We start from the raw sequence: 20,894 nt of genomic DNA on the forward strand, positions 1-20,894 counted from the left end.
AACCCGAACATACCCGAAGTCAAGCTGGGTGCACTTCCATCCCAAACTCAAAAACAGAGTCTAAAGGAAGCGCAATTGGGAATCAAAGCTGACAACCGTCTTGCATACTATTTTATTTATAATGGAGTGTAGGCGGTTTTTCTTTGGGTGAATTCTGGTGGGCCGATTTTTCAACCTCGTTCTGACGGGTTGAAAAATCGGCCCCAATCTGTCATTATGTAACAATAATGAGAGCCCTGGAAGTTATACCCATTTCAAGAGGAATTTCAAAAGAGACTCTTTCGTATTTTACAGGGAGCGATATTTCTGTAGGTGCTATTGTAAAAGTCCCCCTGAGGAAAAGAGTTATCCCCGCCCTCGTCATCTCTGTAAGAGAAGTTGAAGATATCAAAAGTGAAATCAAAAGGTCTCCCTTCCCACTGCGAAAAGTTGAAAAGATGAAATCTTTCCACCTGCTTTCAAAAGAGTTTGTGGAAGCTTCACAAAAAGTCGCAGATTATTATGCCGGTTCCACTGGAGCGGTACTTAGCTCTATCATACCGAAAGTGATTTTCGAAAATGCCGAGAAAATAAAAGTTCCGCAAGAAATCTCAAATACTGATACAAATATCACCTCTGCAGAAAAATTCGTCATACAATCAAATGACGAAGACAGATACGCACACTATAAAAGTATAATCAGGGAAGAGTTTGCCAAAGATTCCTCTGTCTTTTTCTGTTTGCCGACAATTCAAGATATTAAGAAAGCGGTGGAGAAGCTTCAAAAAGGTATAGAAAAGTATACTTTTATCCTCCACTCCTCCATGGGCAAAAAAGAAATGCTAGAAACGATAAACAAAATACTTGCCGAAGATCATCCTCTTCTCATAGTTGCGACTGGTGGTTTTCTCTCGATTCCAAAGACAAAGATAAGCACGATTATTCTCGACAAAGAGAATTCCCGCGCATATAAAACACAAGTCAGACCATATATTGATATTAGAAATTTCGCCGAAACACTTGCAAGTAAGATGAGGGCAAAAATAATCTTCGGTGATCTGCTTTTGCGAACAGAAACAATCTGGCGTTATAAAAATGCTGAACTAGTAGAAATAGCCTCTCTTAAATTTCGTTCGCTTACCACCTCATCTCAAGAGATTGTAGATATGCGATACAAAAAAGAAGACACGGAACCTATCACCCCCTCCAAGCCCGAAGTAAAAAAAGAATTCAAGGTCTTTAGCCCAGAACTTGAAAATAAAATAAAAGAGAGTATAGAAAACAACGAACATATGTTTATCTTTACTGCTCGTCGTGGTCTCTCGCCTTCCACTCTTTGCGCCGACTGCGGAAATATAGTTAAATGTAATTCCTGCGGAGCACACAACGTTCTTCATAAGTCGCCGGCAGAAAATTTCTTTTTGTGTCACAAGTGCGGAGAAAGAAGAAGCGCTTTAGAAAAATGCTCAAACTGTGGTGGTTGGCGATTGACTACTCTTGGAATCGGCTCAGAATTGGTGGAAGAAAAGCTAAAAGAAATGTGTCCGAATGCTAAAGTAGTCAGAATTGATTCAGATATGACACCAACACATAAGAAAGCAGAAATCGCAGCTGAGAAATTTTATAATTCCCCACAAAGTATTCTCATCGGTACAGAGATGGCACTTCTATATCTTACAGAAAAGATAGAAAACTCTGCCGTGGTTTCTATAGATTCTTTTTTCTCTATTCCGGATTTTAGAATAAACGAGAGAATCTTAAACATCCTACTCAAAATGCGGGCAATCACTGACAGAAAACTCATAATACAAACTCGCGATGCAACACAGAAAGTCTTTGAATACGCTATCAAAGGAAATCTCGTAGATTTTTATAGAGATGAGTTGGAAGACAGAAAGGTTCTTCGTTACCCACCTTTTTCAAATCTTATAAAGATTTCAATACTTGGTGCCAAGAATGAAGTGGTGCCTTTTGTGGAGAATTTCCAAAAAGAAATAGATCCGTATGAAATAGACGTCTTCCCAGCTTTTATACCACAAGCCAAAAACAGATATAGCGTAAATGGAATTATAAAGATACCTCAAGGTGAATGGCCAAATTCAAAACTTATAGAAAAATTAAAAGCTCTCCCACCAAATTTCTCAGTAAATGTGGATCCAGACTCTCTCATTTAAAATCGTAATGAACCTTATTTCCATATCGTAAGTCTATATGTTTTATTTTTGAGAGGAAAGTCTTGTCGGTTTTAATATCGCCGCTGTCTATAAGCGCTTTCAAATTTCTAAGAGAAACATTAAAATCTTGTTTATCATTTATATTTATTTTACCTCCATCAAACAAATAAATTTCATATTCCCCTTCTGGAAGAGACAACACTCCAACAGGATTTATATTTAAATTATAGATACCTTTGAATAAACTAGATAGTTCTGTAAAAACTCTCTCATCCAGAAAATTGGTTCCGATTATATTTGTACCACTGTGCCCACCAAGATATTTTGGAAACGGATTACCGAAGAAAATCGGCGCATCGGAGAAAATTATTCCGTTTTTATCTATAAAATAACAGTCGTTAGATGTGATACTTCCGCCATCGCACCAAAGAGCAAATACGGATCTCTCCACCACATAAATATTTATACCTTGAACTCCACTGATACCTACCCTTATACTTTCTATTTTCTTCAAATTATCCAACAGAGTCTCTTCTATCCCGAATCTTGGTAAAAAGATTTGATTGTCTCTATTCAAGACAAATAAATACTTCTTAGAGAGTATATTTTTTACGATATTTACTATCTCTTCTGAAGAGACCGTGGAGTTTCCGCTTACAGAAATATCCTTTATCCTGAAATCGGGATAATATGAACATATTGAAATAAAGATAAAGAGCACAAAAAGAAAAGCTAGGAAGGAAAGAAGTTTAAAGAAGAAATTCTTTCTTCTCTTCGAGTTTAAAGACAAACCAATGTTGGATCTAAAAGGCATTTATGTAAATATTATATATCATAGATGAATTAAAAGCATTATAAAAAAGCCGCGCCCGAAGGGCGCGGCTTTTGTATTTGTCTTTCTTACTTTTTCCCGATAAATTCCTTCCCGCCCATATATTTTCTCAACACTTCAGGAATCTTGATAGTGCCATCTGCTTGTTGATAGTTTTCAACAATACATGAAAGTAGTCTTGGAGTTGCAGCCGCAGTACAATTTAGAGAGTGCGTAACGAGTTTTTTACCACCTTCATCATATCTAATATTAAATCTTCTTGTCTGAAAATCATGGTAATAAGATGCACTAGAAAGCTCTCTGTAGGTATTTGCAAATGGGAACCAAGCTTCCGTATCGTATTGTTTTACCTTACTCTGACCCAAATCACCCCCACATATAAGCAATCTTCTGTAAGGCAAACCTAATGACTCAATGAATTGTTCAAAATTTCTGTTTATTTCCTCGTGGAGTTTTGCTGATTCTGCATGATCTGCTTTACAGATTATTAACTGCTCAAGCTTGAAAAATTCATGGACACGAATCAAGCCTCTAGTATCTTTACTGTAGCTTCCCGCCTCCCTTCTATAACATGGTGAAAAAGCTAAATATCTTTTTGGCAATTCTTCACTTTTCAAGATTTCTCCGGAGTGATATGCCATCATAGGGACTTCGGCGGTACCTGACAAAAAGTCGTCATCTTGCGTTTTAAATAAATCTTCAGAGTCTCTTGGTAAATGTCCTGTGCCATAGAAATGCTCTTTCTTTACAATCGCCGGAGCGATAAAAGGGTTGAACGATCTACTACCAAAGAACTCTCTGGCATAGTTCCAAATAGCCCAAGTTAGATTTGCACCATCATTTTTCAAGAAATATCCTCTAAACCCGTGTGTTTTTGTGCCGCGTTCAAAATCAACCATATCGAGCTTTAGCATCAATTCTGCATGATCTTTTATTTTAAAATCAAATACTGGTTTTTCTCCCCAAAGACATGCTTCAACGTTTTCTGTTTCATCCTTGCCTTCTGGCACAGAAACATCCGGGACATTCGGCACCGCAAGCATTTGAACCTGCCAGTTTTTCATAATCTCTTTCAACTGCTCTTCTTCTTTCTGTAATCCTTCTTTCAACTTTTTCATTTCAGATAAAAGCTCGGCTTTTGCGCCAGCATCAGCAAGTTGCGGTAATCTCAAAGAGACGGCGTTCTGCTCGGCTCTCTTCGTCTCAATAGCGGAAAGAAGCTCTTTACGTTTGTCGTCGAGTTTTAGAAGCTCGGTAGGATCAAACTTCAAATGCTTTTTCCTCGCCGCCTCTATGATGAGGTCTTTATTGTCTCTTATGAATTTTATGTCTAACATATTTTTAAAATTAAATTGAAAAAAGTAATTAATTAACAGTTTTCTTATTTATTATAGTATCAATAAATGGTAAAATCAGCAATGATGCTAAAAGATTTTGAAATGGACACACTCACCGGCGATGAAATACCCGAAATGCTTCGAGAAATACCCGATGCACCGAAGAAACTCTACATTCAAGGTAAATTGCCCGGTCCAAATACCAAACTTCTCTGTGTTGTCGGCTCACGCAAATACACACCTTATGGAAAAGAAGCCTGTGAAAAGTTGATTGCCGGACTTCGTGGTTATGATATCGCTATTGTCTCTGGCCTTGCGCTTGGCATAGATAGTGTCGCACACAGATCAGCACTTGAGGCTGGCTTGAAGACAATCGCTGTCCCAGGATCAGGCCTCGATGAATCCGTCCTCTATCCACATACGCATAAAAAACTCGCGGAAGATATTTTGGAAGCGGGCGGAGCGACGCTTTCTGAATTTGAACCGAAATTTCGTGCAGTGTATTACAGTTTCCCTCAAAGAAATAGAATTATGGCGGGATTTTCTCACGCCACGCTTGTCATAGAAGCAGAAATAAAATCCGGCACACTTATCACCTCCAAATTTGCAACAGAATACAATAGAGATGTCCTCGCACTCCCCGGCTCAATATTTTCCAAAAATTCCGACGGACCACACATGCTCATTCGCCTCGGTGCGACACCTATTCGCACAAGCACAGATATTTTGGAAGCACTTGGATTTAATATTGATGAGGAACCTCAAAATCTGGAGCTCAAATATGCCGACTGTTCAGACGAAGAGCTTCTCGTTATCAAAATCCTTTCCGAACCAATGTCAAAAGACGACCTTTTCCGCACCCTCAAAATGCCTGTCTCAAAAGCCAACGCTGTGATTTCAATAATGGAGATTAAGGGGTTGATAAAGGAGAGTTTGGGGGAGGTTAGGTTGACATAATCTCTGAAAGTACTAATATCTCTCTTACGGAAAAGAGCAACGATTGGCTATGAGGCAGATACCTTAGCTGCCCGATCATCGGCCTAAAACCGAAGACGGAAGGACTCGAAGCCTTCAATCGAGTTATAATCAGACGATACTCCGTAGCATAGCTGGGAGACAATGAAGTTGTGCTCTGGCACAATGGAGTCAACAGTGAAATACCAGTGGGTGATCAATCTGATTATAACTGCTCTTTTCCCCATTTCGCGCCGTGAACACATCTGTGTCACGGCGCTATTTTTTATACAAAAATTTGCTAAAAGTTGAAATATGGTATATTAGTATCAAATAATATGAAATTATTAATCGTTGAGTCTCCGTCAAAAGCGAAGACAATAGAAAAATATTTGGAGGGTGCTTATACAGTAAAGGCGAGTGTGGGGCATATTCGTGATTTGCCAAAAAGCAATAAAAAGGCCATTGATATTGAAGGTGGTTTTATTCCCTTTTATGAAATCAGTCCTGGAAAAGAAAAAGTCGTTGCTGAAATAAAAAGTTTGGCAAAGCGAGCAGACGAAGTACTGCTCGCAACCGACCCTGACCGAGAAGGAGAAGCGATCGCATGGCATATCAAAGAAGCTGTTGGGCTCAAAAATCCAAAAAGGATTTGTTTTTATGAAATTACAAAAGAGGCGATAAAAGAGGCGTTGCAAAATCCTCGTGAAATAGATGAGAATCTACGAAAGGCACAGGAAGCAAGGCGTGTGCTAGACAGACTTGTCGGCTATGACCTTTCCGGCCTTATTTGGAAAAAAGTGCGATATGGGCTTTCTGCCGGACGCGTTCAATCCCCCGCTCTTCGTATAATAATGGAGCGAGAAAGAGAAATCCGCGTATTCAAGCCAGAACAATTCTGGGTCTTGGAAGCTGATGTAAAAGTAAAGACGGGTGAACAAGTCACTTTATCTTGTGAAGATGAACCGCGAGATATTAAAATCGTCGAGAAAATCCTTGAACTTGGCAATAAAGAGCCTTGGACTGTAAAAAGTGTCACGGAAACAGAAGCCAAGAGAAGCTCAAGAGCACCATTTACAACATCCACACTTCAGCAGACTGCAAGCACTCGCCTCGGATACGCGCCATCAAAGACAATGAGCATAGCCCAGAAGCTTTATGAAGCCGGTCTTATTACATATATGAGAACAGACAGCACAAATATGAGCGCAGTGGCACAAGATCAAATCGCTACACTTGTAAATAAAAAATACGGAGCGAATTACGCGGAGAGAAAAGTCTATGCAACAAAAAGCAAAAACGCCCAGGAAGCACACGAGGCTATTCGTCCTACCCACGCAGAAAATGAAATCGAAGGATATACCGACGAGCAAAAAAGGCTTTACAGACTTATTTGGCAGAGAGCTGTCTCTTCGCAGATGGCTGATGCAAAAATATTGAGGACAAAGATCGTGGCACAGATTGGTGATGGCAAAGAAGCCACGAAAAATGGAGTACCAACTCGTGGTGAACTTCCTGGCTTTTCTGCAAATGGTTCTCGCACTCTTTTTGACGGCTGGCTAAAAGCAGACCCAGAAGCCCGTGGAGAAGATGTTGAATTGCCGACTATAAAAGCTCTTGAGCCTTTGAAACTTTTGGACTTGAGAAGTCAGGAAAAGTTTACCGAACCACCAGGCAGATATACAGAAGCGGGCCTTATAAAAGAACTTGAGAAAAGAGGTATCGGCAGACCTTCTACATACGCTTCTATTATGAGGACTATCGAAGATCGGGGTTATGTGCAGAAGCAAAACAAAACTCTCATGCCGACAGATACTGGAGAAGTGGTCAGCGATTTCCTTGAGAAAAACTTCCCTACTTATATCAGCGACACTTTCACAGCCGAAATGGAAGACGAGCTTGATGATATTTCAAATGGGAAAAGAGAATATACAAAAACCTTGAAAGATTTCTATGGTCCTTTCAAAAAAGATGTGAGGTCAAAAGATAAAATAGAAAAGACGAACAATCTTGGCGAGGCTGATCCTAGTATCAAATGTCCAAAATGTAATGGGCCGATGGTTATCAAACTTTCGAAGACAGGTAGGTTCTTGAGCTGTAAGAATTTTCCAGACTGTCTTGGTGCTAGAAAGATAACTGGCGAAGAACTTGAAGGGCCAAAAGAAACCGGTGAGAAATGCCCTGAATGTAAAGACGGTAAACTCATGGAGCGTGATGGTAAATTCGGCAGATTTATCGCTTGTTCAAATTATCCAAAATGCAAATTTATCAAAAAGGATGCCGAGCTTGAAAGACAAAACTCTACTGGCGTAGCTTGCCCAGTTTGTAAGACAGGTATGATGACAGAAAGACGCGGACGCTTCGGCCTATTCTATAGCTGTTCAAATTATCCAAAGTGCAAAAATGCCATAAAAGCCAAGCCAACTGGCAATCTCTGCCCTACCTGTGGCGCCCTTATGATGCTCGGCACCAAAACCATACCTGAGCGTTGCAGTAATAAAGCCTGTGCAAATCATAATCCGCATAAATTAGGAAAGTAGCTACTTAGTCTGTAGATTTTTAGGAAATACAAACACATAGGGTTTTTGCTCCGCAAAAACCCTATGTGTATTTATTCTTAATATGCTATTATTTATATATGCAAAATAACGGATCAAAAATCTTTGTCGGAATGTTAGTGATGACAAAATTGAAATTGTTTGAAAATTCACCAGAAGAACTTGTAGCTATACTACAAAGAAGAGGTAAGATAGAATCAGAAAATGGAAAAGGATTTAAATGGCAGAAATTTTCTGGCTTATGTGAAGTAACATCGTATGGAAAAGCAGAAGAGGGAGAAAGTTGGGAACAAGCATTAGAAAGAGAGATGAATGAAGAGTTGGGAAATGAAGTTGCTACTGCGATCTTAAAATCTGAGAGAAAGATAATACATAAAATAACCGAGGATGACGGGGATGAGGTCACGGTTTGTGTATGTCTCTTACCAGCAGATTTTCTAAACAAGCTTAAATTAGAAGTCTCTACTGGTGGTATCGAAATAATAACAAGGGGTGATTTAAATAAAGTTAAATATTTCAGATTTGGGACATTAGAAAACATAACATCTACAGATCTAAACGAAATAATAATAACAACACTACCGATTGAGAAATTGAAAGAATCCTTTGAAATATTTGGATAATTCAGATACTATATACAGATGCCATATGAAGATATAATTTCATTGATGGACTCACCATCGAAAGATGATGTAGCGCTTATAAAAAAAGCAACAACTTTTGCTGAAGAAGCACATAAGGACATAAAGAGAAAATCTGGTGAACCTTATTTCAACCATGTCTTTGAGACAGCTAAAACTCTAGCAAGCTTCAAGACTGACTCTGCAACGATAGCTGCAGGGCTTTTACATGATTCAATAGAAGATGGTGTGGCGACAGAAGAAGAAATAAAGAAAGGATTTGGAGATGAAATACTCTTTTTAGTAAACGGGGTTACAAAGCTTGGAAAAGTAAAGTATCGAGGAGCGGAAAGACATATAGAAAGCTTGAGGAAATTCATGGTGGCAATGTCACAAGATATTCGAGTACTCATCATTCGTCTTGCCGACCGTCTTCATAATATGAAGACTTTACAATATGTCCGACCCGACAAACAAAAGAGAATTGCCCTTGAAACTCTCGAGATTTACGCACCACTCGCCTACCGTCTTTCTATAAGGAAACTTTCACGTGAGCTTGAAGACCTCTCGTTTGAATATGTAAGCCCAGAGGAATATGATGGTACAGTAGTTCTCTTAAAACAAAAGAAAGACGAGACCTTACCACGATTGGAGAAATTTATAAAATCTGTAAAGAAAGCCCTAGCTAAGGAAAGAATGACAAATATAAAAACAGACTATAGGCAGAAAGGAATATATAGTCTCTTTCAAAAACTCAAATCTAAAGGAAACGATATAGAAAAGGTCTATGATATATTGGCGTTGCGTGTAATGCTACCCGATGTCCAAGATTGCTATAAAGCTCTCGGAATAATACACGGTGTGTGGAGACCGCTTCCAGGAAGAATAAAAGATTATATAGCGTTTCCAAAACCAAACGGCTATCAAAGCTTGCATACTACAGTTTTCACTGGTGACGGTTCAGTAGTAGAAGTACAGATAAGAACGGAAGAAATGCACAGAAATGCTGAATTCGGTATCGCCTCTCATATTTCATACAAAGATAGTCACAAAAATGGGAACAAAAGTTCTGATATTGATTGGTTTAGACAATTTCTACCAAGGACTATTAATTTTGCAAAGGTAAATAAATTAAATAATAAAAAAGAAATGCCAGAGTGGATTACAGAACTTGCTGATTCTCAAGATGGAATAAAGACTAGTGGAGAAAGAGAGGAATTCTTAGAAGATCTAAAGGCCGACTTCTTCTGTCAAAGGATTTTTGTGTTTACACCAAAAGGAGAGGTAGTAGATTTGCCTACTGGTTCATCTACTCTTGATTTCGCATATGCGATTCATTCTGACGTAGGGGACCACGCAAGTGGAGCGAAGATAAATGGCAAACTCGTAGCCATGAAAACAGAATTAAATAATGGTGATATTGTAGAGATTAGCACAAGTAAATCTAGTAAACCAAGTTCCAAATGGTTGGAAATTGTAAAGACGAATATGGCGAAAAGACATATTAATAATTATTTGGAGAAGCAGAAGAAAAAATAAACTCCCTCCGCCCCGCCATTTTCTCACCAGTGTGCCTTCACCCCAAAGAAAATCATAGTCGCTGTTCTATACGAAAAATCAAGAACTCGCCACATCAGAATGTGTCTCAAACAACTTGATTTTTCTAAACAGCTCTTTGATTTTACTTGGGGTTCTCGGCAATGGTGAGAAAATGGCGGGGCTTCGGTCAACAGTTGACTCCACAAAAACTAAAGCGAGAAGTTTTTCACCGAATACATATCCTCATTTTCTTCATCGGCTTTCTTTTCTTCCGCACTTCTATCATCTATCGGCGCCTCCTCCACAACAGGCTTTATCTCCCCCACTTCTGTAATATGTTTATTGAGCAATTCATCCACCTTCCTCTTTTTCTGATTTTCCACCATATCAAGTATGGCGCGTAAATCTTCATTTGAGAAAAAGTCTATAGTAATCTTCCCTCCGTTTTGCCCCTTTTCTATATGAACTCTCGTACCAAGAGAATCTGTGAATTTCTGTTCGAGTGATGTAATTTCAGGATCGATAATAATTTCTTTCTTCCTTGCTTTATCAAAAGCGATTTTTCTGGCAATAAGTTCGGCATCGCGCACTGTCATCTTCTTATAAAGAATTTCTTTAAATAAAGTCTCCTGTTCGTCTTTCCTGTCCAAAAGCATAAGAAGTGGGCGTGTATGTCCCTCGCTTATTTTTCCTTCCCTAAGGGCCAAAAGCATATGCTGTGGCAACAGTAATATACGAAGGCTATTAGATACATATTCCCTACTCTTGCCCATTTTCTGGGCAATCTGGATATGTTTAAGACCAAATTGATCTGCAAGCTGTCTAAATGCTTCGGCTCTATCCACAGCGTTCAAATCTTCTCTTTGGAGGTTTTCAATGATAGCGAGTTCAAGCTTCATCAGATCTGATTCGTCTTTTGAACGAATAACTACAGGTACTTGAGGAATACCCGCGATCTTTGATGCGCGAAGTCTGCGTTCACCGGAGATAAGCTCATACTCAACCAAAATACCATCTTCTTTAACTATTTCATTTCTTGTGACAACAAGGGGCTGGAGAACACCATATTGCTTAATAGATTCAGCAAGGTCTTTGAGCTTAAGTTCGTCAAACTCCTTTCTTGGTTGATACGGGTTCGGCTTTATTTTATCTGTCTCAACCCAAAATATTGAATCGCTAAAAAACTGTGATGACATAATTGATATTATTTTAGCACATAAAAAGAATCTATTAAAATTGATTTTTGTGTATAAATTGTGTAGTATTTGGGTGATGCCGGAGTGGCGGAATTGGTAGACGCGCACGACTCAAAATCGTGTTTCGAAAGGGGTGAGGGTTCGAGTCCCTCCTCCGGCACATGAATTATATCTTCATAGGACTTATGGTGTTAGTTGCTATTATAGAGACCGTGGGAGATATTCTGTTTAAATTTTGGGCAATACAAAATAAAAATTTATTTTTAATCTCCGGTGTTCTCCTGTATGTAATTGCCACCATAATCTTTGCTTTTTCTTTAAGATATGAAGCCTTATCAAAAGCAATATCAATATTTTCAATCATGACTTTAATTCTTGTTGTACTTGCAGGCTTTTTTATATTTAAAGAAAATGTAACCATTATACAAAAGATTGGAATCTTGTTGGGGATAATAAGTATTGTGTTAATTGAGATATGAAAAAGAAAATCTTAGTCATCCTCGGCCCTACTGCCACAGGCAAAAGCGATATTGCTGTAAAGCTCGCACAGATTTTTAATGGAGAGATAATCGGTGCCGACTCAAGACAGGTTTACAAAGAATTAAATCTAGCATCCGGAAAAATCACTAAAAAAGAAATGGGTGGTATTAAACACTATCTTCTTGACGTCGCCGATTTGAATAACGATTTCAGTGTCGCTATTTTCAAAGACCTCACTGTAAAAGCTATAAATGAAATCTGGGCAAAAGGTAAAGTACCGATAATCTGCGGTGGTACCGGTTTTTATATTGAATCAATAGTAAAAAATATTTCCATGCCGGAAGTTCCGGCTAATAAAGAATTGAGAGGAAAGCTTTCTAAAAAGAGTACAATGGAGCTTTTTGAAATACTTTCTAAACTCGATCCAAAGAGAGCAGAAAAAATAGATAAAAATAATCCTGTCCGTCTCATAAGGGCAATTGAAATAGCAATAAAACTTGGCAATATCCCACAAAATACAATGGGCGAACCTATTGCAGATTTTATACAAATCGGACTTGATTTACCAGACAATATTTTAAAAGAAAAAATATTGAAAAGAATAAATGATAGATTGAATGTCGGAATGATTGAAGAAATTGAAGATATTTTAAAAAGTGGTATTAGAGAAAAAAAACTCTCTTCACTCGGGCTTGAGCCACGCCATATTTTGAGATTTCTAAAAAAAGAGGTGACAAAAGAACAGATGATTGCCGATCTATTCAAAGACACTTGGGCTTTTGCAAAAAGGCAAAGGACTTGGTTTAAACGAGACAAGGATATAAAATGGTTTAAAAAAGAGGAAAAAGATATCGAGAAAATTGCTGATTCTATAAAAGAGAGGTTATAATTTGCGGGCGATGGAGGAATCGGACCTCCGACAGCGGTTTTGGAGACCGCAGTTATACCACTTAACTAATCGCCCGTGGTTAAACAAATATAACATAAAATTTCAAAATGAAAAACCACCGCAAGGTGGTTTTTCTGATTCTGTATACTGAATACTTATACCATATATTACTTCTTGATTTCCTTGTGTGGGGTATTCTTTTTGCACCATTTACACCACTTCTTGAGCTCGATTTTGCGCTCAACTTTCTTCTTGTTTTTCCTGCTCCAGTAATTTACTCTTTTACAGTCTTTACAGGCAAGTTTTATCAATTGATCTTGTGACATAATATTATTATTTAAGTCAGCAAAGTATAGCCCAAAATGTCGAAAAAAGCAAATGATTAGAGTTCGCTCGTATCCGGCACAATCGGTCTGACTTTCCAGAACTTTTTGTGTAGGGTCTTGATGGTCTCTTCAAGCTCCACGCTTCCAAGTAATTTAAGCACTATAATACAGGCAATAATACCCATTATTCCAGAGAATAATCCTTGCAACAGAATGCCGAAAAAAGTATTTATATTTAAAATATCATCGAAAAGATTTAGACCGAGATAAGCTACAGCTCCCATTATCACGGAAGCGGAAAAACTTTGAAAGAGAGTATTGAAAAGTGTCTTTGAAAAATCTTTGAATGCGCGTCCAAACATAGTCCAAAGCATTATGCAGTTTAATATTTGTGCCAGAGAAAAACCAAGGCCAAGCATAAGTACATTTGTACCAGAAAGATCATCGACCCTGAATAAATGTTCAGTGAAATATCTAAACATTGGGAAAATATCAAAAAGCTTTACAAATACATATGAAAAGACAATCGTAAATATTCCAGTTGCAAGACTCGTATATAAAGATTTGCCTGTATTCCCTGTCGCATAAAAACCTCTAATAAAAAGCAAGACGAGTGCTTGAGCAACCACGGAAACTGAAAAGATTGCAAGTGTCGCTGCAGTGAGCTTGGTATCAGACCAGTCAAAATTCCCTGCTCCATAAATTGTCCTGACTATCTGTGCACGAAGGACGATAAAAAGGACGCTGACCGGAATAGACCAAAAGAGAATATGTCTTGCTCCAGTAATAATATGTGAAATAAACTCCTCTCTTTGACCATTTGTAAATAACCTAGCAAGTGTTGGAAATGCTGCTATGGAATAGCTGACACCTATAATAGTAAGGGGTACAGATTGAAGATTTATCGCAAAGTTAAAAATAGAAATAGATCCGTCTTTCATAAAAGAAGCAATACCCAAAAGTGCGATAATAGAAATCTGTGTCATACCGAGAGTAATTGTCCTCGGAATAGAAATTATTATAATTTTCTTAATTGACTGAAAATCAAAATATATAGGCCATGGTTTAAAAAGACAGCTCGCGAATACAAAAGGAAGTTGTATAGCAAGATGCATAATAGCGCCGATAATTACCCCATAAGCAAGGCCATAAATACCAAAAATTGGATACAAAAATATGACTCCGGCAATAATACCTATATTGTAAAAAAGTGGACTTAAAGCATAAACCAAAAATCTTTTGCCTACTTGGGTAATACTCGCTAAGAAGTTTGAGATGCCGAGAAGAATCGGTGAAAGGAGCAGAATCCTCGTCATAGTTATAAGTTCTGGAAAGAGATTCTTATCCATACCGCTAAATATGTGCGGTGCAATATATGGTATTAAAATGTAAGCGATGATGCTGACTAAAATTATTAAAATAAAGAAAAATGAGAAAATACTATTTATAAATTTCTTTCCTTCTTCTCTATCCTTATCAAGTCTTTCTGTGATAAATGGGACGAGCACAGATATTGATACGAGAGACGCTACTGTGACAAAGATAAAATCCGGAATTCTGAAAGATGAATAATAGACATCAAGAGTCGTACTTGCACCAAAAGTTGAAGCAAATATCCTATCACGAAATAGTGCTAGGATTTGAGATAGAAGAGCAAAAATACCAAGCAAATAAGCAGCCTCGTGCAAGCCGTTTATCTCTTTATAAAAAATACTGAAAAACTTTTTAACCACGCTATTTTTGTTTTATTCGTATAGTATACAAGAGAAAGGCTTAAAATAAAATGTTAATAATGAGAAAGGGGCGCGCCTTACGGCGCGCCCCCTCCATAACCTTTATACCTATAAGCCGAATTCTGTCTCCTACTTTTTACAGTAAGTAGACGGTCATCTATCTGGGCTACTGATTACTCAGTCGCTCAAGCGGCGCTCCAAGCATCAAATGGTGCTCGGCACGGCCTTGCACAGAGGTAAGGATTTTGTCGTTGCACTTCTGCGTCTCCGCAAAATTATTCCCGAAGGAATCCTAGCCTTTCGGCATCGGCGTCACTGTTCGCACCTCTTAGATTGCTCTAGACGGGCGTTACCCGCTACCCAAATCCATCCGCCCGAAGGCGTACGCTGTGTTCGGACTTTCCTCCAGCTATTTGCATAGCCAGCGACCATCCAATACAAAGGCAAAATAAGTATACAATGGGCTATAAAATAATGCAAGTATCGCCTTGACTTTACTATCATAATATGATAGCATACTAAACGGAAAGTCAGGAGGATTAGTGATTACTAACTCCCCCATTGACAATTGAATATGCGGTCAAAAAGGCGCTAATTTGCGCGAAAGGTTTGGACATGAAAATAAAATTGATTGTTGGATACTTGATAGCAAATGCTATCTTGCTCCTCATTGGGCTGGGACTAATTCTTTTTAAGGTCTCGGTTGATGTAGAGAATCGTTTCAACTTAGGGTTCATTATCATCTCTCTGCAGATGGTATATTTCGCCCTCAGTTGTAAGATCATCGGGCCGAGAATAAAGGCCGTGCTGGTCTTTCTGGGAAATCCGGTGTATGAGGTTAGTTCTGGTTTTGCTTTTGTACCATTCTTGTTTTCCTGGCTAGAAAAAATGCCAGGAACAGTGATACAGATGCAAATACCCGGAGAACCAGAGATGATTGACAGAAGTGGGGATGATAAGAAAAAACTGTCTCCCGGAATGGTTCGACCAATCCGTATCACGACTGGTTTTGCGGCAGTGGCAATTAAAAACTTCCCTGCTGACAAGAAAATCATCATGGACGATCCGTTGCAGAAGCGTATGACCCTAGAAGTCACGGGGTACATACGTATGAAAGTTAAAAACGCAGTTGAATACCTCAAGAACCTTGGAAGTATTGAACAATTGGAAAAACAGGTCCGAGATACTTTTGAGGCCACAATGAATGTGGAGTTCGGAAGACGAACCCCAGGCTTGATCACAACACACCTGAAAGAAGTTAATAAGGCTCTGTTGCGAGAAATGAAAAGAATTGTGGAAAAACCTGGATGGGGACTTGAGGTAGAGAGTGTAGGACTTTTGGAAAGGGATATCACCCACCAGCTCAACACGGCACTTCGTGATGCCTCAATGGCTGATGTAATGATTCAGACAGCTGAGTCCCAAAAACAACAGGCAATCAGAAAGGCTGAGGGTGAAAGACAGAAGAGGATTCTGGAAGGTCAGGGGGATGGCTTGGCAGAGCAGTCTGTACTAGAAGGACGTGCTAAAGGACTCGAGAAGTGGGTTGATCTGGCGAAAACCAGAGAAGGCTTAATCACCTTACAAATTCAGCTCGCAAATGAAACTGTGCAGAAGGCGAAGTACAGTATCCTTGAGCCTGGATTAGCTGGTCTTGCGGCGGGAGTCCAACACACATTGCAACAAATCGGTGCAGCAGGTGGTACATCAAAAACCCCTGTAACGCCAGCTAAAAAGGGCGGAGGAGGTAATCCATGACCATAATAAGTTATGGAGTAATTGCATTGGTCATAGGTGTAATATCTATACCGGTGGCCATTGCGATAGAAGCCAAAAAGTCTCGCCTGCAGGGCAATAAGACTGCTGGCAATAAACTAACACCTATCTCGAAGACGATCTTGATAGCAGGATCGGTGTTGGGCCTTTTGATTGGAGGAATCTTCATCAAAAACTTAACATCGAAATCTGCGACTGAGGTCGCTAAAGTCCGTGTCAAAGCGCCGAGAGAAATCCGGTGGGAGATGTGGTGGGTCAAGAATCCTCTACAGCCAGGAAGAAACCCGGATATAGTAAGTGCCAGATTCAGGGTTGAAATGACCAGAGATGATGAGCAGGTATTTGAATTCACCCAGTTCTACCAAGATTGGGGGAAAGAGAAGACCTCTCATTTTTACTGGGACAAGAAAGTAAACTGTGAATACGGCATCTGGGAAGAAGCTTCCACAGGAGTGAAGGGGCGCTGGTATTTGAAGAAAATCCCCGGAGAGAAAAATATGTACTCCGGCGGAATGTCCAGTATGGATGAAAAGGACGATTGGGCGCCGTTCTTCCTTTCTGGGAAATGACCGTGTGTTCGCAAGAGCGAGGTGGGAGGGATAGGCATGCAAATGCTGATTCCTTCTCCCCCGCTCTTTTTTTTATACTCAAATCAAAACCGAGCGACTTAAGTCGCTCGGTTTTGATTTTATAAATTTACAGACCAAATGTTCCCATTACTAGGTTTATTATTCCTTTCACCGAAAGCATAATAAACATCCCTATTACCCCATAAAGCATATGCATTCCGCCCTCTGCTCTTTTTTCTGCACTTTCTGCATTCTTTACGAATCCATATACTCCGTAAAGAAAAACTACAAGTGCCCAAATAAACAACAAATATATCGCTGGATTTAGTATTTCAGCTTTGATCTTTGAAAACATTGAGTCAAAACTGGTACCTTCACCAGACATCACATTTGCCGCATAGACTTTGGTGAACAGAAAATTCATTTATTGTTAGTAGGTTATAGGTACAATATTTTGAATGCCCGCATCTAATGCACTGGCGCCACGTGTGTTGAAAGTTGATTGCAAGATATTTACCAATCCCCAGACAGAAACCATGACAAAGATACCAACTATACCATAGATAATCTGTGTCTTTGCAGTTTTCTTTTTGTCTTCATCTCCAGCAATAGTGTACTGAAAAACCTCCCAAATAAAATAAACAACGGCGATTGCTATAAATAGCGGAACAAGCATAGACAATATTCTAGCTGCCCAAACGATTAAGCCACTCAATCCCTGACCTGTTGTATATGTTACCTGAGCCAAAGCCATAACTGGCAAAGCAAATGTAACTCCGACTGCTAATACTTTTTTCATAATTAAACTAATTAATAAACTAATAATTCCTAAAAATGACGACCATTTTTAATTAACACTATAATTATAAACCAATCCAGTAAATAGGCAAATGGGTTATCTACAGCTTTGGGATATTGATATCCGAATTACCAAGCTTAAATGTGTTTTGCAATACCGATACCAATCCCCAGACAGAGACCATGACAAAGATACCAATAATGCCCCAAAGGATAAACTCCCTACCTGATTGTTTGTCATCACCTTCAGCCCTAATAAACTTAAATACTCCATAAAGAAATACAACAACAGCAAGGGCGACCAATAGATATACAACGGGTTTTAATATTCCACCGATAATTATATTATTAATTAATTCTTTAAAATTATGCGGACTAGAAACAGAAGACGTGCCGGCAGCAAAAGTAGCTGTACTAGAGAGAAAAAGCACTCCCAACACTACCGAAGACAATATATGACTTATCAATTTGGTTTTATTTTTCATCTTATTATTTTGCCACATTATTAATTGTACCAGTAACTATATTTGCTATAAGTTGTGAACCGAGCAAGATAACAATACCAATAATCGTCCATTTAAATGTATCCTTTGCTTTTGTTATCTCCCCAGGATTACCGCGAGCATCTACAAATAGATATCCAGCATATATTAAAAACATAATACAAATTACAGAACCAATCTCTATTACTACATTTAGGAAACTTTTTACAGTTCCAATTAAACTATCACTTTTAAGTGGGTTTGTGATTGTTTGACCGTGGGAAATTAATGGTATCAACAAAAGTGAGAAGAGAAAGATCGATGTGAGATTTATTAAAATTTTTTTCATATGATTATTCTAATTAATATATTATTTTATTTCAAGAATTTCAAATAAAGTGAGCTATCCTTGGTCAACCCCTTTACTATAGCATATACGATAACCCAGGCACACAACAAAAAGAACAGTCCATAAACACTCTTTTTAAACATTGCCAGAGCTCTTTCCCTTTCTCCAGAATTGTTTGGATTCAACAAAATTCTCCCCCCTGCAATCGCAAAAGTAACAGTAGCAATAGTCGCAGAAATGCCGATAACCCACTTTATAAAGTTGTCTATCATACTAACAAAAGCATCAAAATCACATGGGCACTCTGGACTACCATCACATCCGATTATTCCTCCTAACATAACACATTCTATTGGTACAGATTTCGAAGCCGCCAAGGAGATGGCTGGTACAACAAATATTACTATCGCCAATACACAAAATAGAACTTTCAAATTAAATTTCATATATAAATTATAACAAATAATCTAACTCTTGGCTTGCTTTCTTCAATGAGTCTAGCGTCTTTGATCTGCCTGTTGTAATGTCATTTATCATGTTTTGAAATATCTGACTTGTCTTTACACTGTCTGGATCAAGCCAACCTTTTGATATAAGAGCTGAATTATAGAAGATGGTTTGGGATAGATCGGCTGTGCCAGCAGAAATAGTATCTCTCCTCGCTGGAGAATAGCTAGTAAATCGCAAAAAGACAGAGGATACATCCGGCCCAGTAAGGGTTGATATTGTAGTATAGGCTTGCGCTATGTTTTTAGAGCTATTCAGAATAGCAAAACCTTGAATATCTCCGTAGGTGGTCTTTGTCTTTGTATCAACCACTTGTGGTAACATGGCAACATCAAAATTCAGGTTTGGATTCTTAGCTCTAAGATCTGGAAGTTCAGACGCTTTGCCGAAATATAAAGCTAAATCCCCACTTAAGAACAGCTGTTTATCCGATACCAAAGCACTATTCCAAGAATAAACTGATTTCTTAGGATTTGAATAATCGGTATAAAAATTTAATGCTTGTTCTACAGGAGACAAAACACCAGCTTCGAGATTACCAGAATTTGATATTAGTGAACTATTTAGTTTGGTGCCGTCAGATTGAACGATTTTATTACCGGTCTGCATTATCAGTGCGCTTATTATCTCTTTTGCATTGTTTATATTATTAAATCCCCCAAAAGCAACGGCACTCTGTAATATGTTGGCATTGGTATCACTTTTTGAAAACTTACTAGCTAAAAGTGGAATTTCAGACCATTTAGTTGGTGGCGTGGCTATTCCTGCTCCAGAAAAGATATCTTTATTCCAATACATGACAAGAGGGTCTACAAAAAATGGTAAGGCGGTTATTCCACTCGATGTAATATATAAATTACTTTCTTGCACAAAAGTATCACTAAATATCCTCTCTGATAAAATTTGAGGGGAAATCAGAGAAATCTTATCAGAATATCTTATTATTAAATCGCTCGGTAATAAGACTACGTCTGGACCTTTCCCACTTGCGATCGCCTCAATAAGGGATTGATCAAGAATAGACCGCTCTTTCTGTGTATATTTTATATTCAATTCTATATTTAAATCCTGTCTAATTTTACTTAAGAGATTGTTAAATATATTTTGATCAACTGAACCCCAAATAGATATTTCAGCATTGTTTGTTTTGCTATTATTGACTTTATAAGATGCAAATATTACGAGTCCAAGAATTATAAAAAAACCAAAGATCGAAAGAAGTATTATTTGAAAGCTGTTTTTCATATTATTTTCTAAAGATTATTCCGTAATGATTTGCACCTGCGGAGATTTCTCTATCAATTACAAAGCCATGTTTTTTAAAAAGTTCTAATGCCCTTTCTTTTGATAGGACATCTTTGGATTGTGGACCAATACCACCAAAAGAACTAAGCCAGTCTATAAGAAGAATCCTACCGCCCTTTTTGAGAATTCTTCTGGTCTCCAGAATAACATTATCTTTTTGCTCAAGTTGGAAAAGAATATTCGCCATTATTGCTGAATCTATAGAAGACTCGCGGAGTTTTGTACCGCCCAAGTGTTCCAAGTCTGCCCAAACAATATCTATATTTTTAAGATGCCTAAGATTAGCTTCTTTTTTGAGTTTTTGAAGAAGATCTTTTTGAACGTCCACAGCATAAACTCTGCCGTTTTCTCCTACAGCTTCAGCTGCAGCAAAAGAATAATACCCTGCGCCGGAACCAAGGTCGGCAACATAAGTACCCTTCCCCAAACTAAATTGTCCTATATTTTTTTCAGGATCGGAAAACATGATTGATTTTTAAGGAGTGAAATGA

General features: G+C 38.4%; 21 protein-coding genes, 2 tRNA genes and 1 other RNA gene. 9 read left to right on the plus strand and 15 right to left on the minus strand.

The genetic code is table 11. The features are described 5' to 3' along the window. The first annotated feature begins 227 nt into the window (after positions 1 to 227). Positions 228 to 2,153: a primosomal protein N' gene (priA, locus tag WC631_01550; GenBank protein MFA6227151.1), complete on the plus strand. Its 1,926-nt coding sequence runs from the start codon at positions 228 to 230 to the stop codon at positions 2,151 to 2,153. Here the strand turns inward: priA and WC631_01555 are convergent. Together WC631_01555 and serS are read right to left on the minus strand one after the other, a co-directional pair. Beyond that, positions 2,146 to 2,967: a hypothetical protein gene (locus tag WC631_01555; protein ID MFA6227152.1), complete on the minus strand. Its 822-nt coding sequence runs from the start codon at positions 2,965 to 2,967 to the stop codon at positions 2,146 to 2,148. The genes priA and WC631_01555 overlap by 8 nt on opposite strands. Positions 2,968 to 3,053: 86 nt before the next feature. Further along, a complete protein-coding gene (gene serS, locus WC631_01560) occupies positions 3,054 to 4,322 on the minus strand; it encodes a serine--tRNA ligase (protein ID MFA6227153.1) in 1,269 nt (422 codons plus the stop codon). Positions 4,323 to 4,388: 66 nt separating this feature from the next. Here serS and dprA point away from each other — a divergent pair, with 66 nt between their 5' ends. From dprA to WC631_01580, 4 genes are all read left to right on the plus strand, one after another. Then, on the plus strand, positions 4,389 to 5,279 hold the full coding sequence (dprA, locus tag WC631_01565; protein ID MFA6227154.1) for a DNA-processing protein DprA: 891 nt from the start codon (positions 4,389 to 4,391) through the stop codon (positions 5,277 to 5,279). 335 nt (positions 5,280 to 5,614) lie between these two features. Next, positions 5,615 to 7,816, plus strand: coding sequence for a type I DNA topoisomerase (gene topA / locus WC631_01570; protein MFA6227155.1), 2,202 nt, complete (start codon positions 5,615 to 5,617; stop codon positions 7,814 to 7,816). A 98-nt stretch (positions 7,817 to 7,914) separates the two neighbouring features. Next, positions 7,915 to 8,457 carry an NUDIX domain-containing protein gene (locus WC631_01575; protein ID MFA6227156.1) on the plus strand — a complete coding sequence of 181 codons (543 nt, stop codon included), beginning with the start codon at positions 7,915 to 7,917 and terminating at the stop codon, positions 8,455 to 8,457. A 45-nt stretch (positions 8,458 to 8,502) separates the two neighbouring features. Further along, complete coding sequence (locus tag WC631_01580; GenBank protein MFA6227157.1) at positions 8,503 to 9,993, plus strand: HD domain-containing protein; 1,491 nt, start codon at positions 8,503 to 8,505, stop codon at positions 9,991 to 9,993. Positions 9,994 to 10,202: 209 nt separating this feature from the next. Here WC631_01580 and WC631_01585 read toward each other — a convergent pair whose 3' ends face one another. After that, complete coding sequence (locus tag WC631_01585) at positions 10,203 to 11,189, minus strand: ParB/RepB/Spo0J family partition protein (protein MFA6227158.1); 987 nt, start codon at positions 11,187 to 11,189, stop codon at positions 10,203 to 10,205. 78 nt (positions 11,190 to 11,267) lie between these two features. Between WC631_01585 and WC631_01590 the strand changes: the two genes are divergently transcribed. Further along, positions 11,268 to 11,349: transfer RNA gene (locus WC631_01590), tRNA-Leu, on the plus strand. A gap of 6 nt (positions 11,350 to 11,355) precedes the next feature. Here the strand turns inward: WC631_01590 and WC631_01595 are convergent. Then, positions 11,356 to 11,553 (minus strand): hypothetical protein, encoded by a 198-nt coding sequence (locus tag WC631_01595; protein MFA6227159.1) that lies wholly within the window; start codon positions 11,551 to 11,553, stop codon positions 11,356 to 11,358. A 111-nt stretch (positions 11,554 to 11,664) separates the two neighbouring features. Between WC631_01595 and miaA the strand changes: the two genes are divergently transcribed. Next, positions 11,665 to 12,558, plus strand: a complete 894-nt coding sequence (miaA, locus tag WC631_01600) for a tRNA (adenosine(37)-N6)-dimethylallyltransferase MiaA (GenBank protein ID MFA6227160.1) — start codon at positions 11,665 to 11,667, stop codon at positions 12,556 to 12,558. Between the two features lie 4 nt (positions 12,559 to 12,562). On the opposite strand, the gene WC631_01605 is transcribed toward miaA, so the two are convergent. The 4 genes from WC631_01605 to rnpB all read right to left on the minus strand — a co-directional run bounded on the left by WC631_01605 (position 12,563) and on the right by rnpB (position 15,061). Then, positions 12,563 to 12,633 (minus strand) — tRNA-Trp (locus WC631_01605). A 92-nt stretch (positions 12,634 to 12,725) separates the two neighbouring features. Further along, positions 12,726 to 12,884, minus strand: a complete 159-nt coding sequence (gene rpmG, locus WC631_01610) for a 50S ribosomal protein L33 (GenBank protein MFA6227161.1) — start codon at positions 12,882 to 12,884, stop codon at positions 12,726 to 12,728. 56 nt (positions 12,885 to 12,940) lie between these two features. Then, positions 12,941 to 14,617 (minus strand): lipid II flippase MurJ, encoded by a 1,677-nt coding sequence (locus WC631_01615; GenBank protein ID MFA6227162.1) that lies wholly within the window; start codon positions 14,615 to 14,617, stop codon positions 12,941 to 12,943. Positions 14,618 to 14,712: 95 nt separating this feature from the next. After that, positions 14,713 to 15,061: RNase P RNA component class A (rnpB, locus tag WC631_01620), an RNA gene on the minus strand. A gap of 171 nt (positions 15,062 to 15,232) precedes the next feature. Between rnpB and WC631_01625 the strand changes: the two genes are divergently transcribed. Next, positions 15,233 to 16,375, plus strand: coding sequence for an SPFH domain-containing protein (locus tag WC631_01625; GenBank protein MFA6227163.1), 1,143 nt, complete (start codon positions 15,233 to 15,235; stop codon positions 16,373 to 16,375). Beyond that, positions 16,372 to 16,962 (plus strand): hypothetical protein, encoded by a 591-nt coding sequence (locus WC631_01630; GenBank protein ID MFA6227164.1) that lies wholly within the window; start codon positions 16,372 to 16,374, stop codon positions 16,960 to 16,962. Before WC631_01625 ends, WC631_01630 begins: the two co-directional genes overlap by 4 nt. A gap of 127 nt (positions 16,963 to 17,089) precedes the next feature. Here WC631_01630 and WC631_01635 read toward each other — a convergent pair whose 3' ends face one another. The 7 genes from WC631_01635 to WC631_01665 form a co-directional block, all read right to left on the minus strand. Further along, positions 17,090 to 17,386: a hypothetical protein gene (locus WC631_01635; protein ID MFA6227165.1), complete on the minus strand. Its 297-nt coding sequence runs from the start codon at positions 17,384 to 17,386 to the stop codon at positions 17,090 to 17,092. Positions 17,387 to 17,392: 6 nt separating this feature from the next. Then, positions 17,393 to 17,761 (minus strand): hypothetical protein, encoded by a 369-nt coding sequence (locus tag WC631_01640; protein MFA6227166.1) that lies wholly within the window; start codon positions 17,759 to 17,761, stop codon positions 17,393 to 17,395. 100 nt (positions 17,762 to 17,861) lie between these two features. Next, a complete protein-coding gene (locus tag WC631_01645) occupies positions 17,862 to 18,245 on the minus strand; it encodes a hypothetical protein (protein ID MFA6227167.1) in 384 nt (127 codons plus the stop codon). Between the two features lie 4 nt (positions 18,246 to 18,249). Then, complete coding sequence (locus WC631_01650; GenBank protein MFA6227168.1) at positions 18,250 to 18,591, minus strand: hypothetical protein; 342 nt, start codon at positions 18,589 to 18,591, stop codon at positions 18,250 to 18,252. 26 nt (positions 18,592 to 18,617) lie between these two features. Then, a complete protein-coding gene (locus tag WC631_01655) occupies positions 18,618 to 19,037 on the minus strand; it encodes a pilin (GenBank protein MFA6227169.1) in 420 nt (139 codons plus the stop codon). Positions 19,038 to 19,044: 7 nt separating this feature from the next. Continuing rightward, a complete protein-coding gene (locus WC631_01660; protein ID MFA6227170.1) occupies positions 19,045 to 20,343 on the minus strand; it encodes an extracellular solute-binding protein in 1,299 nt (432 codons plus the stop codon). Between the two features lies 1 nt (position 20,344). Then, the gene (locus WC631_01665; GenBank protein ID MFA6227171.1) at positions 20,345 to 20,869 is read right to left on the minus strand and encodes a methyltransferase domain-containing protein; all 525 of its coding nucleotides are present in this window, start codon (positions 20,867 to 20,869) and stop codon (positions 20,345 to 20,347) included. Between the last annotated feature and the right edge of the window lie 25 nt (positions 20,870 to 20,894).

This window comes from Candidatus Paceibacterota bacterium (assembly GCA_041663045.1).
Taxonomy (GTDB): Bacteria; Patescibacteriota; Minisyncoccia; order Phycocordibacterales; family GWA1-40-21; genus Bog-1340.